Genomic DNA, 15,365 nt, shown 5'->3' with positions numbered 1-15,365 from the left:
AACACTCCGGCGGTGGCGGCTCGGCGTACGTCGTCCGCGGGTCGTCGAGGAGTACGCGCACGATCGCCGGCGCCGTACGACGGATCGGCGACGACCTGGAGGACGGGGAGACGCGCGCGTACGGGAGCCGTCGGCGGCGCTGGCCGAGCGCACCGGGGAGGGTGGTGCGCTCGGTCGTAGCAGCCTGGTTGGGCGGGCCTTGGGGACACCTTCACGGGCCCGCCCCTGGCCTATCTCGCCGGCGCGGGCATGCGGCGGCGAGCTGGCCGGCTCTCGAGGGCTCGCGCGAGTGGGGTCGCGGCGTGGAGTGCGAGTACGTGGGCGACGGTGACAGTGTCCGGGGCGAAGCCGTGCGGCGTGTCGGCGTACCAGGTGAGGAATCCAATGGTCCTGCCGACAGTGTCCAGGCGCGTGGTCAGGACGCTCCGTACGCCGAGTTCGGTGACCGGGCGGTTCCAGGCGGGCCAGCGGGGCTCGTCGGCGGTGTCGTCGACGAGGAGCTCGGGTGGTCCGTCGGGGCGTGCGAGGCACGACCAGCACGGGCCTTGCCGTACGGCGATCTGTACCTGGTCTGCCTCCGCCGCCTCGGCGTCCGTCGACCGTCCGCGGCGCAACGTCCGACCGCGGCCGCAGAGCAGCAGGCCGACGTGGCGACAACCGACTATCGGGGCGGCAAGCTCCACGATCGCGTCGAGAACTTCGGCCAGGTCCGCCCGGTCCTGTAGTAGTGCCGCAGTTTCCGCGAACTCCCGCGCGAGCTGACCGTGCATGCCGATCGTGCCTCCTGATACCGGACGGTGGTCCGGTGCGCTGCTCGCGCCGACGCGTGCCGCTTGCCGTGGGCAAAGACCGACGCGTGACGAGCATCGGGATCCCCGCGCTGTTGGAGGATTCGGATCCATCAGACTCCAGCCTTCGGCGTGTCGTCAAGCGGGCCGTCGTTGTCATCGGTGCACCGTCCGTTTGCCGGTGACCAGGAATCCGGGTGACCAGGAATGCAGTGTGTGCCGCAGGGCCCGGGTCTGGTGAGCCGAGCGGAGATCACGTAGCCGCTGGGTGGCGGAAGGAGTGCGGATGACGCGACGCTGGAGCAGTTTCGCGGCACTGGTGATCTGGTCGTTCCTTGCCTGGGCAGCGTTGTTCTGGACCATGACGGCTGAATCGGCAATCGTCGGCGCAGTGATTGCCGTCCTGATCGCCTGGTCGCTGGCACCGCTCGGACCGGCGCTTCGCCCGTGGCGGCTCCGGAGCCCCGGTGGTTCACGGCGATCCTGCGACTGACCGGCGCAACCGTTCTCCAGGTCGTTCGCGCGAACCTGGTCCTGGCGCGGCGGATCTGGACCCCGTCGCTGCCGCTGGCCACCGGAATCGTCGCAGTGCCGACCCGGTTCGGTGACGAGGGCCGGGTCGGTGCGGTCGGCATCGTCAGCTCGCTGATTGTCGACAATCAGATCGTTGACATTGATCTCTCCCGGCGTGAACTCGCCTACCACTGCATCGTCGTACCGCCCGCCGGGAAGCGGTACGACGCGATCAACGGGCCGTTGGAACGTCGGATCGCCGCACTGACGGGTTCTGACGATGGTTGAGGTCCTCGGGCTGTTCGCGATCGCGGAGCTGGTCGTGGCGGCCTGCTGGTCCGGCGTCTGGGGGTCGGGCCGTCCGTCACGGATCGCGTGGTCGCGCTGAACGCGGTGTCCACCAGACGACCCTGGCGCTGATGTTCTTCGCCGCGTACGCCGACCGGACGCCGTACCTCGACGTCGCGCTCTGGATGGCGTCGTTCGGCCATCTCGGGACCCTCGTGTGGGCGCGGTTCCTGGAGCGGGGGTGCACGTCCAAGGTGATCACCATGGGTGCACTGCCGGCGCTGCTGGCCGTTGCCGTGAGCAAGGGGATCTTCTCGCCGTACGGCGGCGTACGCGTCCTGATGGTGGCGTTTCTGATCCTGGTCCTCAACCCCGCCGCATCCCACGCCCTCGCCAGGGCGGCGTACAAAACCGGCATCCGCCAGTGGCGCGGCGCGGTCGCGGACGAGCCGCATGATCGTGGAGGCCAGTGATGTTCTGGGTGCTCGACTACCTGTGCCTGGCGGTCGTCCTCGCCGGCGCGGTGCTTGTGGTCCGCCTGCGCAGTCTGGTCGGCGCCGCAATGGCGTTGTCCATGATGGGGACCGTGCTCGGTCTGCTGTTCGTCGTACTCGGTGCCCCGGACGACGCGCACGCGCAGATCGTGGTCGGCGCGATCGCCCTGCCGACCTTGTACCTGATCGCGATCGGCAAGACCCGGACCGACGTCGAGGACGAGATCGAGCTCGGCGAACCCGCCGACGATCCCGAAGAGCGACAATGAGGCGTCGGCCCGCCCACCCTGGATCCGTGCACCGGCCAGTCGTCGGATGGCTGCTCGGTGTTGCCACGGCGGTGGTCCTCGGTCTGGCCCTTGTCGGCCTGCTGCGCGAAGGTGTGCCTCTCCCGCCGATCGCGCGGCAGGCGATGACGGTCGCGCTGCCGCAATGGCGTACGACGGAACCGGTCAGCGAGGTGGTCTACGGGACGAGGGCGTTCGACACGTTCGGCGAGACGTTCCTGTTGCTGGCGGCCGTCGTGAGCGTGCTGCTCCTGGCCCGGCGCCGGGACTTCTTCGGCGAGGAGGAAGCAGGCCTGGAGGAACAGCAGTACGAGAACGCAGGCAACGAGCCAATCGGTCCGGCCGAATGCCAAGCCCGTGCCGCCGACGACCGTGAAGAGCGCGAGCCTGGGCCGGAAACGCCGGATGCCGGGCCGATCGGTTCGCCGGCGTCGGAGCGAGCGGTGGCGATGACGGCCGTGGTCCGGGTCGCGGTGCGGACAGTGCTCCCACTCCTTGCGGTCGCCGGATTTTACCTCGTTCTCCAGGGCTATTCGCCGGGCGGCGGATTTCCGGCCGGTGTCGTGCTGGTCGGGCTCGTACTCCTCATCTATGCGGGCTTCGGGTACCGGCGGATCGCCCGGATCGTTCGGCCGGGTCCGCTCGAGGTCCTAGAACTCGCCGGCGCCCTGCTGGTTGTCGTCGTACTCGCCCTCGGACTGATCCTCGAAGGATCGTTCGGAGCCAACTGGTTGCCGCTGGCACCGGAACGCACGCTGCGCAGCGGCGGCACCCTGCGGGCGTTCTCATTGGCCGAGCTGATCGAGGTCGGTACCGGGCTGACGATCGTCGTCTTCTCGATCCTGGCGATCCGGCACGACTGGACGCCCGCCAACCCCGACGACGCGGGGGAGGACGACCGATGATCCTCGTCAACTACCCTCGTCGCGGCGGCCCTGTTCGCGCTCGGTGTCGCCACGATCGTGACCCGGCGCAATCTGATCAAGATCGTCATGGGCCTGTCGCTGATTGAGTCGTCCAGCTACCTGTTGATCCTCTCGACGGCGTACCGCCGCGGATCGACCGCCCCCGTGCTGCTGGACCCGCTGAGCGGCCAGTCGGAGGAGTCGCTGGCGCACAGCAACGTCGCGGACCCGGTACTGCAGAACATCTGCCTGACCGCGATCGTCATCGGCGTCGCAGTCACCGCCGTACTCCTCGTCACCGTCGTACGGATCGCCCAGCACTACCGGACCCTTGACGCCGATCAGGTCCGCGACCTCCGCGGATGAGCATGAATCCCGCACCGCTACCACTGCCGGTGGTGCCGCCGATAGCCGGCGCGGTCCTGGCCCCGCTGCTCAGCAGGGTCTCCGCTCGTGCACCCCTGGTGGTCTCGCTGCTTGCTCTCGGTGGTTCGAGTGCTCTCCTGTTGCTCTTCGCTCCACAGGTGTACGGCGGTCAGCTGATCGGTCACGCACTGGGACATGTGGGCCCGGTCCGTGGACAACAGCTGGGTATCACCGTCACCGCCGAGCCGTTCAGACTCACGCATGCGTTGCTCACAGCAATGATCGGCACGCTGCTCCTGCTCTACAGTCTGTCGGACCTGGGCGGCCTGGGCGCACACGAAGCAGGGTGGTACGCGTGTCTTGCGCAGCTGTTGCTGGCAGCCATGATCGGTACGGCGCTCACGGCCGACCTGCTGAACCTCTTCGTCTGGTTCGAGGTGGCGGCCCTGTCGAGCTACGGGCTGACCGGGTTCTTCCTCGAGCGGCCGTGGGCGCTCGAGGCGACGTTCAAGATGATGGTGCTGACCAACCTCGCCGGCTTCCTGGTGTTCCTCGCAACGGCGCTGCGCTACTCCGGGCACGGAGCCCTCAGCACGCGCTGGCCGCGAACGTCCGTACGGCGGACCTGGTGGCGCTCGCCCCGCTGCTCGCCGGATTCGGGATCAAAGCCGGCCTGATGCCTTTCCACGGCTGGCTGGCCGACGCACATTCCGCGGCGCCCGGACCGGTCTCGGCGATGTTCTCCGGGTTGATGGTCAACCTCGGAGTCATCGCGATCGCACGGGTCGCCCTCGACGGGTACGCCGTACATCGCACCGCGTTGCCGACCCGCCTCATGGTCTTCGGCGCGACGTCGGCGATCCTCGGCGCCGCCCTCGCCCTTGGACAGGACGAACTGAAGCGGCTGCTCGCGTACGACACGATCTCGCAGATGGCCATCCTGCTGACCGCCACTGGGGCGGGCACACTCAAGGCAGTCACCGGGCTGACCTACCACCTGATCGATCACGCGCTGTTCAAGACGCTGCTGTTCTTGTGTGCGGGAGCGATCGTCCATGCGACCGGTATGACGCGGCTGTCGCAGATGGGCGGTCTGGCCCGGCACCGGCCGGTGGTCACGGCGGCCTTCCTGCTGGGTATGGCGTCGATCGCCGGGCTGCCGCCCTTGAATGGGTACGCCTCGCTGGGGCTGATCCACGACGCGCTGCGGGTGGACCATCCGGCGGCGTTCGCCGCGGTCCTTGTCGCACAGGTGCTGACCGTCGCCGGGCGGCGTACCTTGCGTTCTTCCGGCGTCGGGACGACGAGTACGACCCGTTGGAGCGGATGCGTCCCGGCATGTTGGTCGCCTTCGGTGTCCTGGCCGGCGGCTGCGTCACGTTCGGCGTACTGCCGCGCTTTGTCATCGAGCACATCGCAGCTCCGGCAGCCGCCGTACTTCTCGATCACGGTGCGTACGCCACGGCGGCACTGGCAAGCCAGGCCCAGGTGCGGGTGATCCCTCCGGCCTTCGAGTACTTCGCCCCGGCGGAACTCGTCATCGCGGGTGGCTGCGTCCTGGCCGGTCTTCTGCTCTGCGCCTGGTTCGTACGACGTCCCGCCGAGCCGCGGGCGCTGACACTCCTACGACTCCTGCAGACCGGCTCGGTGAACGACTACGCCGCCTACTCGGCAGTGGGCCTGCTGATCTGCGCAGCTGCACTCGCAATAACCTGAACGAACGCCTCAACCGGGGGAGCCGGCGCGGGTTGGTGATGCCCAGGGCTGTCATCGAGATATCGGTTCCCGCCATCGCTCCGACTCCGGCCACCATCGAGGTGACTGGAGCCGGAGTCCGTGCTCCCAGTGATCATGCCAGGCCGAGGGCTGCCGCGACGCCGACCCCGGTCGCGATACCCATGAGCGCGCCGAGGCCGCTGAGCCGGTTCGGTCGCGTCTCGTCGTCGCCGGGAATCGGGATGTGGGTCTTGCCGGACAGTTCGTCGACCGCAGCCTCGGGGGTGTTGCTGGCTGGACGGCCGCGGGCAGCCATGTCGAGATAGGTCGCCGCGTTCAGGGCAGTGGTTCCGGCGGCACCGGCGGCCATTCCGGCGGTGAGCAATTTCAGGACTGGCATGTCACACCTTCTGTTCTGCTCGGGCGAGGAAGTCGACCAGTTCGCGGTTGAACTCGCCGGCGTGGCTGACGTTCAGCCCGTGCGGCGCACCCTGGACGACCGCGAGCTCGCTGTGCCGCACGGCTTCGTGCGTACGGCGGCCGGATCCGTCCAGCGGGACGATGCCGTCGGCATCGCCGTGGATAACGAGCGTCGGAACGGTGATCCGGGTCAGGTCGTCGCGAAAGTCGGTCGTACCGAATGACTGCATCGCAGCCAGCGCCGCCGCCTTGTCCGCCTGGCCGCAAAGCCTGACGGCTTCGAGCTGTTCCTCCTTGTCCACAAGAAGCTCGCCGTCGGCATTGGCCGAGAAGAACTCCTTGGTGAACTGCTCGTAGAACTTGTTCGGACTCGCCTTCAATTGGGTGTTCATCTGCGCCGCGGTTGATTCGTCCAGCGGACCCTCGGGATTGTCAGGGCTCTTCATCATCATCGGTGTCACCGCGGCGGCGAACACCACGCTGTGCAGACGGCTTTCGCCGTACTTCGCGACGTATCGAGCGACCTCTCCGCCGCCCATCGAGAAGCCGATCAGCGACACCTCCCAGAGATCGAGCCTGTCCAGCAGCCCGGCGAGATCGTCGGTCAATGTGTCGTAGTCGTAGCCGCTCCGAGGCTTGTCGCTTCGCCCGAATCCACGACGGTCATACGTGATCACACGGAGCCCTGCGCTGCTGAGCGCGGTGACCTGATGCGCCCATGATGCGCCGGACAGCGGCCAGCCATGGATGAGCACGACCGGTCGGCCCGGCGGGCCGTAGTCATGCACGTGCAGCTTGACGTCTTTGAGGCCGAGGAACTGCGAGTTCACCTTGAGTTCGGTCATTGCGTCTCCCTTTGTCGATCGAAGTCGACCTTCGACGCGGTTCCCGCGGTCACCGCGTCGAAACCCCAGGCGAATGAGAGCGGGTACCGGGATACGTCAGTTGTGGTTGAGGAAGAACTCGGGTCGGTGAGCGGCGTGGTGGCCTACGGGATGGCATGGCGTCTGCTGTGTGGTGTGGTCGGAGCGACGGGTGTGGTCGCTGCCATTCTCCTCTTGCCGCCGCTGATGGTCGGAGTTCTCGGTCTCCTCGCACTGATCTGTGCGCTGACTGCCTATATCGGCCATGAGGATGGTCCGTCCGCCCACGGGAGACTGCGCAGCACACTCAACGCTGTGCTGGGCTGTCTGACGTTGGTCGCTGTCATCGGCCTCGCGGTCGTCCTCGCCGTGAACGAACTGTGGCTACTGTCGATCGTCGCCTGCACGTCCCCACCGGCCGTTCGCTCGCTGCGACGAGCCGCAGTCGGCGACCCGCGCGGAAGGTCACTTGGTGAGACCACCGAGGACCTGTGTTCGGAGTGGCGCCAGACGTATGTCGACCTGCAGCAAGCACGCACGCCGGCCGCTCGCCTCCGGGTTGTGATGCGCCGACAAAGGTGCCTGGACGAGCTCGAGCGGCGCGACCCCGACGCTCTGCACACCTGGTTGAGCCTCGCCGCCTCCGCGTCCGGCGATCCGACGCGCTTCTTCGAACGCCCATCCAGTGCAGAGCCGCCAGACCTCACCTGACGAGGCGAGGTCTGGCGGGGTGCTTCACGCCTTCACGCTCGGTGCTTCATCAAATAGCTCAGCGCAGTTCCGTCGTTGGCGGCGGTCAGCATTCCACCTTGGCCACGGGTCGCCTGGCGAACCGTCGTACTCGTGATGGACCGGCATGAGCAGCCAGCAGACGGGTTGTGGAGGCCGTCGAACGAGCATCCTGTGACGTCATAGCCAGTGAGCCGTTGGTAGAACTCACACCTGCCGGAGTTGACGCGGCGTTCGATGACGTGCTGCTAGTGCACCTTCCGGACACCGGGCTCCGGCCGCGCTGCACGCGGCCGGTGGAAGGCGCGTGCGGGATGCGCTGCGCCCCGCGGTTCCGCTGGTCGACTTCGCGATCGAGGTCGAGCTGGCGAGGTGGGTCGACGTCCTCGATCTCCTCAGTATCAGGTCAACGCTGTTCAGGCTGCCGCGCCGTCGGTGGCGAGCATGCCAGCTACTCGCATCACGGCGCAGATCGTCAACCTCGCACGAGCCGTTGGCCTGTACGGGCAGGTCGTGTTGAACGACGTTACGGCTGCGACTGGGCGATGGACACGGCCGATGCGCCGACGGTCGCCCGCCGCCGCGGACTGGGGCCGTGACTGTCTCTGGACGATGCCTTGATGGGAGGCGCCGAGCGACGCCCCGCTCAGTCCGCGGCGGCGCTCGAGGGATTCTCGAGACGTGGTGTCGTCGGGCGGGAATGGCGCGGGAGGTTGTTAGCCTATGGGGCCATGGAGGCTAACGCGCCCTGGTGGGGGAGCAGTGTGATCGCGCTGCTCGCGTCGGTCTTCACAGTTCTACTCGGGTCCGCAGTTGCAGTGTGGCGTGAGCGGACCGTGCGCAGGCGGCTTGATCGGGATCGCAAGCTGGAGGTGTACGGCGAGGTGCACGATGCTGCTGCCGAGATCTGGAGGGTTCGGGTCTGGCCGGCGGTACCCGGTGATCTCGAGCAGCTCTACTCAGGCTTCCGGCTGTATGTGAATCGCGCGGCTTTCGTCGTCGCGCCGCAGGTCGCCGAGGACCTGGTGCAGCTGTCCGGCGCCGTCAAGCAACATCTGGCCTTGGTGGCCGAGATCAGGGTGACGTCGTCGCCGGGGCGACAGGATGCGGTCGATGTGCGGTTCCGCGAGGCGTTCGACGGGTCTCGGAAGTCACTGGCCGCGCGGATGGACCGATTCGTTGTGGCGGCGCGGGGCGAGCTCGAGGTCTCTGGCCGCTACGTTCCTGTTCGGGCCGGCGATGACGCGGTGGGGTCGTTGTGATCGCATGCCTGCCGCTGTTGCGGGTTCCGATCGACTGCGGCACCTGGCGTGTGGCGCCGTGCCTGCGTCCCCACCAGGGTCTACGTTGGCTCGTTGGCTCGTTGGCTCGTTGGCTCGTTGGCTCGTTGGCTCGTTGGCTTGCTCATGAGTGAGCGGTGGGAGACGGTCGGCGTGCGACGGCGGGTGCTGGCTGTTACGCGGACGATGACCTCGCTGAACAGAATCCTGGACGTGTTGGCGGTCTTCGCCGACGACGTGCGAGTCCAGATCGAGTTCGCCGTCAGCCGCGGCTCGAAATTCGGTGCCGAGGTACCATCGTTACTCGACGATCTCGGTGTGCGCACGATCGACTGGAACCAGGCGATCGAGAACGAGTTCGACCTGATCATCTCGGCGAGCGACCACGCGGACCTGCATCAGCTTCGCGGTCCGTTGATGCTGCTTCCGCACGGCGCGGGATTCCAGAAATTCTCGCCGCACGATCCGCAGGAGCTGGCGGGCTTGACCCGGGCGGCGCTGTGGCATGAGGGGACCGCCGTACCTGACGTGTTGGCCCTCTCCCACGAGAGCCAACGTGACCTGGTTCCCGGGCTGCGCGATCGGACCGTCGTCGTCGGCGATCCCACCCTCGACCTGATGAGCGCTCTGGCGGAGCGACGCGAGGGGCTGCGTGCCGATCTCGGCGTACTGCCCGGCCAGAAGCTCATCACTGTCACCTCCACGTGGGGTCCGCGGTCGTTGCTCGCTCGCTGGCCGACGCTCCCCGCGCAGCTCCTGGCAGAGCTTCCGTTGGACGAGTTCCGCGTGGCCGCGGTCCTGCACCCGAACGTCTGGGCGGCGCACAGTTCCTGGCAGATTCATCACTGGCTACGGACCAGCACGAGCAGCGGACTGATCCTCCTCCCGCCGACAGGTCCCTGGCCGATCGGAATCGCAGCCGCAGACGGCATCATCGGCGATCACGGCTCGCTCTCCGCCTACGGTGCCGGCCTTTCGATACCGCTGGCGCTCGGGGCTTTCGGTGCCGAAGAGGTCGCACCTGGCTCCGCGGTGTCACGGCTCGCTGCCGTTGTCCCGCGGTTGCAGACAAGCGCGTCACTCGCCGATCAGGTACGGCGGACGATCACGGAAGCCGACGTACAGACGCTGACCGCGGCCACCACAGACCTGTTCGCTTACCGGGGTGAGTCGCTGCCGATCCTCCAACGGGAGTTGTACGACGTACTCGGACTGGTCCCGCTACGAAGACCAGTACCCCGGCCATTGCCGACCTGGAAGCAGCGGGCAGTGGAGATCAAGGCATTTCACGTCGAGACCAGCCAGCACGACGGAGCGATCCTCGTCGAGCGTTTCCCGGCGGCGTTGGCCGAGTTCTCCCGGCCGAGGGGATCGCGGCACCTGATCGCTCAAGAGGGTGCGGGCGAAGTGGTCCTCCAGAACTCCTCGGCGATCATCGCGAGCAGCCCAGACGATGCCTCGGTACAGAACCTCCTGGAACGCTACCCGGGCTGTCGTGTGGTCGTCAGCGACCGCGGCGCCGACGGGTTCGTTCTGACGGAGCGCGACAAGCGGCAGACGGCCGAGTCGGCGACGACCACCGATGCGGAGGTTGTCGCCGCGATCTGGTTGTATCTCCTCACGAGCGACCTGCGGGACTCGGCCGAGGTGGTGCTGGCCCGCACGCGGAGTCGAGTCCGCTTCAGCCGGCCAGGCCCTCGAGACGCGCCCTGATCTGTGCCTCGCGTGCTCGTGCGCGGCCTCGCACGATCGTCTGCAGTCGGTTCAGGTACTGCGATTCGGCGCTCGGAACAGCTACCTCCCGCGCAAGGTCGGCCAACTGCTCGAGTGGCAGGATCGCGAGATCGGTGTTCCCGAGAGCCAGGCATCGCTCAAGCGCGAGGTTCAGAGTCGCGGCCGCGTCGTCGAGCCGTCCGACAACGCGGAGGACCTCAGCCCGGCTGGAGAGGATGCGGGACTCGGCACGGTGATCCGCGAACGGCGCGATCAGCTCGGCGGACCGGTCGAACGCGGCCAATGCGTCGTCGTACCTGCCTAGACGGTTCAAGCAGCGACCCCGGAACTGCGACTGCAGCGCGATGCCGCGGCGATCGTTGATCTGTTCGCTCAGCGCGAGTGCATGGTCGAAGAACGCGAGCGCCTTGGTGAAGTCTCCCTGGTGATAGTGCAGGTGGCCTGTGAAGTCGTGGACCGATGCCAGGAGCGCCGGGTCCGCCGATCGCTCGGCGAGCTCCAGCGCAGTGGTCAAATCGTCCCCTGCTCGGGAGAAGCTGGCCTGCTCGATGAATGCGCGTGCACGCTGACACCGTGTCCGTGCTTCCGCGCGCAGGTCTCCGCAATGCTGGGCGGATTCCACGGCGAGATCGCCGGCCCGAATCCATTCGAGGTACTGGCTGTGGCTGTTGAAGTACGGCCACATGGCCTCGAACAGCTGCCACACCTCCTCGTGGAGGCCTTGCGCTGAGGCTTGGTTCATGGCCTCGGTGAGCGACATATGCCATGTCCGGAACCAGGTCATTGCCTCCTCGGCCGTCGCGAAGTGCTGTCGTGACCCGGCGACCCGGTGTGGCATGACCCGGAATCGATCCTCCGTGACACGACGGTCGGCTGCGGATGCCAACGTAAGCCAGCCCTGCGTCGCGCGCGCTCGACGTTCGTCGAGGATTCCCTGGGAAATGCTGCCCATAGCCTTGGCCGCCGCGTGTTGACGGACCATGAGCTGCATCGTGTACCCGTCACCGTGCCGCTCCACCAGAAACGAGCGGGCCAGTTCATCCAGCGAGAGGTGTGGGTTGACGTCACTGCCCGACATCATCTCGGTGACGACCTCGACCGGCCAATGAGTGCCGGGCGCTGATCCCAGCGAGCAGTAGAGATCAGCGGCCGCGTCACTCAATCTGTTGTAGGCGGAATCGAAGACCGTCATGACCTGGTTCCAGTACTGTTGTCGCTCGTCTGCAATCGCCGCATCCGGTTGGCGGGTTTCCAGTTCGTCGGCGAGTTCCCTGATCCGCAGTCCGGGCTGGGCACGGAGACGGCGCGCCGCAACCTTGAGCACGTGTGGTGATCCGGAACAGAGACGGACCAGTCTTCGCGCTGCGTCGTCCTCTGCGGCGATGCGTCGCGGATCAACAGTGGCAGCCAGGAGTTCCACACCGTGATCGTCGTCCAGGCCGCCGAGTTGATGCACGGTGGCGCCGTCCACGGCCAGTTCGTCCAGCGACACCTCTCCGGCCGCGATGACCACCGCGTGTGGGGAGTTCGGAATGAACTGCTGAACCTGGGCTGCCTCGGACACGCCGTCCAGGAGGACGAGAAGTCTCCGGCCTTCGGTCTCGCTCAGGAATCGACGCCGGCGGCCCCGCAGATCTGGAGGGATGTCAGCTTCCTCGACGTGGAGGTCACGGAGGGCCGCCCTGAGGGCGTCCTCGACCGCGACCTGACCGTCGACGACGAACTCGTCCAGATCCTGGTCGACGGCCACGTCGAAGAGCTCGCGGAGCACGCCGGCGCAGCGCCTGAGCAGTTGCGTCTTACCGGTTGCGGGCGGTGCGAAGATCGCCATCACGGCCGGTCCTGGTCGATCCGACTCGGCGAGCTCGGTGATCGCGGCGACGATGTCGGTGCGATCGACGAACGGCGATACCGGGGGCTCGACCGGCCAGACATCGACCCTGGCGGGGAGACGTAACCCGGCGAGAATCTGCCCGGAGTCGCTAAACGCCTGATGCAGACGCCTTCCGACATCCTCGTTGTCGTCAGCTCGCACGCGCACCCCTCGAAGCCGGTCCACGGCCGTTCACGCGGCCGATCACTCTCAGCCAACTCTAAATCACACCCGGGGCACGCGAGGATGCCAAGCCGAAGCTGATTATGGCGCCAATCTCCTCGTGGTGGCGGCAGCGCAAGTGCTGTCCAGCCCGGAGGCTAGGACTTGTCGCTGCGCGGCAGATCTGCAGTCGCACGGCGTCAGGTTTGCAGTCAGCGATCTGGCAGGTTTGCAGACACTGCGGCGGCAGATTTGCAGTCTGGTGCATAATCGCGGGATGAGCGATGGATCGGAACCTCGAGCTGAGCCTGAGTCACCGTTGGGGCGCGTAGTGCCACGCCATGCCCGTACGCAGGTCGATGAGGCGATGGCCGATACGAGGGTTGTTCTGGTGAACGGTGCGCGGCAGAGCGGCAAGAGCACGCTCGTGCGGTTGGTCGGGGCCGCCGTGGACGCGGAGTGGTACACCCTCGACGACACCGATGTTCGTGAGGCGGCCGGCGAGGATCCCAGGGAGTTCGTGGCGGGCTCGAGGCCGATGATCATCGACGAGATCCAGCGACTTCCGGAACTTCTCCTGTCGATCAAGGCACGGGTCGACGAGCGGGCGAGGCCTGGTCAGTTTCTGCTGACCGGGTCGGCGCGGGTCCTCGGGCTGCGCACGTTGCCGGATGCGCTTCCGGGGCGGATGGAGACGATCGAGTTGTGGCCGTTCGCGCAAGGGGAGATCGACGGAAGGCCGGACCGTTTCATCGACGCGATCTTCACCCATGGCCCGGACTTGCGGCACGTTTCCAGTCTCGAGCGTGCGGACTACGCCGATCGTGTGGTGCGGGGTGGTTTCCCTGAGGCGGTTGCGCGTGATCAGCCGCGCCGGCGGCAAAGGTTCTTCGACTCCTACGTCAGCAATCTCATCACGCGCGATGTCAGTCAGGTCGGCGAGATCGAGAAGGTCGGCGAGATGGCGAAGCTGGTCCGGTTGATCGCCGCGCGGTCCGGTGGACAGTTGGTCATCAATGAGCTGGCTGGCAAGGCGGGTCTGGCGAATCACACAGTCGCACGCTATGTGAGCCTGCTGCAGGAGATCTTTCTGATCAAGCTGATCCCTGCCTGGTCCCGCAACCTCAGCACCAGAGTCACCGGTACTCCGAAGGTTGCGGTGACCGATTCGGGGATCGCAGCGAACCTGGTGGGAGCAGACACCGCTCAGTTCAAGCGACCGGGGAGCGCGTTCGGCCCGCTGCTCGAAGGCTTTGTGTTGATGGAACTCGCCAGACAACAGACTTGGAACGACACCCGTGTCGACCTGTATCACTACCGCACCCGCGACCAAGTCGAGGTCGACGCCGTCCTGGAAAACCGCCGCGGCGAGGTGGTGGGTATCGAGGTCAAAGCGTCATCGACCCCACGCTCCGACGACTTCCGCGGCCTGCGGCATCTCCAAGATCGACTCGGCGACGACTTCATCGCCGGTCTGGTTCTGCACACAGGTCAGCACACTCTCCCGTTCGGCCCCAAACTGCGCGCCATGCCGATCAGCGCACTCTGGGAGCTGGAGCCATGATCGGGCCATTGTGCGGATGCATCCCATAGAGTGGTTGCCGTTGGTTTGGGGCCGGTAGGGCCGGGTCTTCTTGGTGTGATGCCGAGGTCGGTGCAGGTGTCGCGCCATAGGTTGGAGCGGTAGGCCGATCCGTTGTCGGACAGGACGCGTTCGATGGTGGTGATGCCGCGGTCCGTCAGCCAGGCGACGGCGCGGCGGAGTACGGCGGTCGCGGTCGCGGCGGATTCGTCGTCGTGGATCTCGGCGTAGGCGACCCGGGAGCGGTCGTCGAGAACGGTGTGCACGAAGGCGGTGCCGGGCTTGGGATTGTGATAGGGGCTGTGGGGTTTGTTCGGTGTGGCGGCCCTGTTCCTGTCACCTTGCTGCCGGCCGACGAAGCGCCAGCCGCCGTCGGGAATGTTGCCGAGTTTCTTGACGTCGACGTGCGCACGACAGGCGGTTGAGCCGGCAACGTCGCAGTACGGCCTACACCGTCGAGGCAGGTACGCCGGTGTAGTCGGCGAGCTGTACCGGGCCGAGTCGATGCCGGCGGCGCAGACTCACGAGCTGCCGTACCACGCCAGGCTGGGTCTTGTTCGGCTGCCGGTGCGGGCGTGACGACCGGTCCTTCATGCCGTCAGCACCCAACTGGCGGTACCGCTCCGACCAGCGCTTCGCGGTCGGCCACGTGACCTGGAACAGCTCAGCGGCACACTCACCGCGTGTCTTCACACTTTCTCAACCAACGTGCCTGGACAGTACAGTTTGTGGCTCCTCGTGCTCGTCCAGGATGCCGATAACGGCGCCTCGCCGGACTACTTGGTGGCCAAGAGCGCCGCCTGCTCGCCGCGTTCGAAGACTGGGATTGCCAGCAACTCCTTAGGTGAACGATGCAGGGCCAGGGATCCGATCGCTGATCCAGACCGTCAACGGTCCCCGAGGAGGCTTGGGGTCGCCGGCCGCAGACTCGAGCCGGGCGCGTAGGCCGTTGGAGTTGCGTCGCTCGACTTCGTCCAGATGCTGGCGAGCGATCACGATGCGAAGCCGTGCAGTCGGTGTACTCGCCCGGCTCATTGCCTCGAGACTGGCGTGCCACTCGCGGCACAGCTTGAGACTACGCGGAGTACGACCGGATCGAGATCGGCGAGGCTCCCCGCCGTAGAAAGTTGCTGTCAGGCCTTGACCCGGAGCCCACGCATGGACAACATCAGACATCTGAGGTCAGACACTCCCCGCCTTGGAGGCCTACTGATGACCCGTCCCTTCCCCCGTGGTTTTGCCGTGCTCTTGGCGGCCGCCCTGCTTAGCCTGGGTGCCGTGACCGCCGGACAGACCGCGGCGTCCGCCGCCGAGCCGGCGCTCGCGTCCCAGGACCTGGCCGCCGCCGGTGTCGGCTCGCCGTAC

At 66.8% G+C, this 15,365-nt stretch carries 15 protein-coding genes and 2 pseudogenes; 12 read left to right on the top strand and 5 right to left on the bottom strand.

Annotation, left to right across the window (positions count from 1 at the left end; translation table 11 throughout):
- Positions 1 to 230: 230 nt before the first annotated feature.
- A complete protein-coding gene (locus tag ACFV9C_RS38060) occupies positions 231 to 770 on the bottom strand; it encodes a GAF domain-containing protein (protein WP_380201629.1) in 540 nt (179 codons plus the stop codon).
- A 465-nt stretch (positions 771 to 1,235) separates the two neighbouring features.
- Here ACFV9C_RS38060 and ACFV9C_RS38055 point away from each other — a divergent pair, with 465 nt between their 5' ends.
- From ACFV9C_RS38055 to ACFV9C_RS38020, 8 genes and pseudogenes are all read left to right on the top strand, one after another.
- Entirely contained in the window at positions 1,236 to 1,589 is a 354-nt protein-coding gene (locus tag ACFV9C_RS38055; RefSeq protein WP_380201627.1) for a Na+/H+ antiporter subunit E, read from the top strand.
- Between the two features lie 122 nt (positions 1,590 to 1,711).
- On the top strand, positions 1,712 to 2,062 hold the full coding sequence (locus ACFV9C_RS38050) for a monovalent cation/H+ antiporter complex subunit F (RefSeq protein WP_380201915.1): 351 nt from the start codon (positions 1,712 to 1,714) through the stop codon (positions 2,060 to 2,062).
- Positions 2,062 to 2,352: a Na(+)/H(+) antiporter subunit B gene (locus ACFV9C_RS38045; protein WP_380201625.1), complete on the top strand. Its 291-nt coding sequence runs from the start codon at positions 2,062 to 2,064 to the stop codon at positions 2,350 to 2,352. Before ACFV9C_RS38050 ends, ACFV9C_RS38045 begins: the two co-directional genes overlap by 1 nt.
- A gap of 26 nt (positions 2,353 to 2,378) precedes the next feature.
- Positions 2,379 to 3,275, top strand: a complete 897-nt coding sequence (locus ACFV9C_RS38040; protein WP_380201623.1) for an MnhB domain-containing protein — start codon at positions 2,379 to 2,381, stop codon at positions 3,273 to 3,275.
- Positions 3,276 to 3,299: 24 nt separating this feature from the next.
- Positions 3,300 to 3,641 (top strand): annotated as a pseudogene (locus ACFV9C_RS38035) (sodium:proton antiporter); the annotation flags it as partial.
- A 2-nt stretch (positions 3,642 to 3,643) separates the two neighbouring features.
- On the top strand, positions 3,644 to 4,318 hold the full coding sequence (locus ACFV9C_RS38030) for a proton-conducting transporter membrane subunit (RefSeq protein ID WP_380201621.1): 675 nt from the start codon (positions 3,644 to 3,646) through the stop codon (positions 4,316 to 4,318).
- The gene (locus tag ACFV9C_RS38025; RefSeq protein ID WP_380201619.1) at positions 4,270 to 5,139 is read left to right on the top strand and encodes a complex I subunit 5 family protein; all 870 of its coding nucleotides are present in this window, start codon (positions 4,270 to 4,272) and stop codon (positions 5,137 to 5,139) included. Before ACFV9C_RS38030 ends, ACFV9C_RS38025 begins: the two co-directional genes overlap by 49 nt.
- Positions 5,130 to 5,357: a hypothetical protein gene (locus tag ACFV9C_RS38020; protein ID WP_380201616.1), complete on the top strand. Its 228-nt coding sequence runs from the start codon at positions 5,130 to 5,132 to the stop codon at positions 5,355 to 5,357. The genes ACFV9C_RS38025 and ACFV9C_RS38020 overlap by 10 nt, the downstream gene beginning before the upstream one ends.
- Positions 5,358 to 5,490: 133 nt before the next feature.
- On the opposite strand, the gene ACFV9C_RS38015 is transcribed toward ACFV9C_RS38020, so the two are convergent.
- Together ACFV9C_RS38015 and ACFV9C_RS38010 are read right to left on the bottom strand one after the other, a co-directional pair.
- The gene (locus ACFV9C_RS38015; protein WP_380201614.1) at positions 5,491 to 5,757 is read right to left on the bottom strand and encodes a hypothetical protein; all 267 of its coding nucleotides are present in this window, start codon (positions 5,755 to 5,757) and stop codon (positions 5,491 to 5,493) included.
- 1 nt (position 5,758) lies between these two features.
- Positions 5,759 to 6,622, bottom strand: coding sequence for an alpha/beta fold hydrolase (locus tag ACFV9C_RS38010; RefSeq protein ID WP_380201612.1), 864 nt, complete (start codon positions 6,620 to 6,622; stop codon positions 5,759 to 5,761).
- Positions 6,623 to 6,748: 126 nt separating this feature from the next.
- On the opposite strand from ACFV9C_RS38010, the gene ACFV9C_RS38005 reads away from it, so the two are divergent.
- From ACFV9C_RS38005 to ACFV9C_RS37995, 3 genes are all read left to right on the top strand, one after another.
- Positions 6,749 to 7,351: a hypothetical protein gene (locus ACFV9C_RS38005; protein ID WP_380201610.1), complete on the top strand. Its 603-nt coding sequence runs from the start codon at positions 6,749 to 6,751 to the stop codon at positions 7,349 to 7,351.
- Positions 7,352 to 8,133: 782 nt separating this feature from the next.
- A complete protein-coding gene (locus tag ACFV9C_RS38000) occupies positions 8,134 to 8,631 on the top strand; it encodes a hypothetical protein (protein ID WP_380201608.1) in 498 nt (165 codons plus the stop codon).
- A 144-nt stretch (positions 8,632 to 8,775) separates the two neighbouring features.
- Positions 8,776 to 10,362, top strand: a complete 1,587-nt coding sequence (locus ACFV9C_RS37995; RefSeq protein WP_380201606.1) for a hypothetical protein — start codon at positions 8,776 to 8,778, stop codon at positions 10,360 to 10,362.
- Here ACFV9C_RS37995 and ACFV9C_RS37990 read toward each other — a convergent pair.
- Complete coding sequence (locus tag ACFV9C_RS37990; RefSeq protein WP_380201604.1) at positions 10,331 to 12,418, bottom strand: tetratricopeptide repeat protein; 2,088 nt, start codon at positions 12,416 to 12,418, stop codon at positions 10,331 to 10,333. The genes ACFV9C_RS37995 and ACFV9C_RS37990 overlap by 32 nt on opposite strands.
- Positions 12,419 to 12,785: 367 nt before the next feature.
- Here ACFV9C_RS37990 and ACFV9C_RS37985 point away from each other — a divergent pair, with 367 nt between their 5' ends.
- Complete coding sequence (locus ACFV9C_RS37985; protein WP_380201602.1) at positions 12,786 to 13,982, top strand: ATP-binding protein; 1,197 nt, start codon at positions 12,786 to 12,788, stop codon at positions 13,980 to 13,982.
- On the opposite strand, the pseudogene ACFV9C_RS37980 reads toward ACFV9C_RS37985, so the two are convergent.
- Positions 13,977 to 14,669: pseudogene (locus tag ACFV9C_RS37980) on the bottom strand (DDE-type integrase/transposase/recombinase); the annotation flags it as partial. The gene ACFV9C_RS37985 and the pseudogene ACFV9C_RS37980 overlap by 6 nt on opposite strands.
- Between the last annotated feature and the right edge of the window lie 696 nt (positions 14,670 to 15,365).

The sequence above is a fragment of the Kribbella sp. NPDC059898 genome, assembly GCF_042730855.1.
Taxonomy (GTDB): Bacteria; Actinomycetota; Actinomycetes; order Propionibacteriales; family Kribbellaceae; genus Kribbella.
The sequence above is the reverse complement of the archived record's forward strand: the minus strand, read 5'-3'. Positions and strand labels throughout refer to the sequence as shown.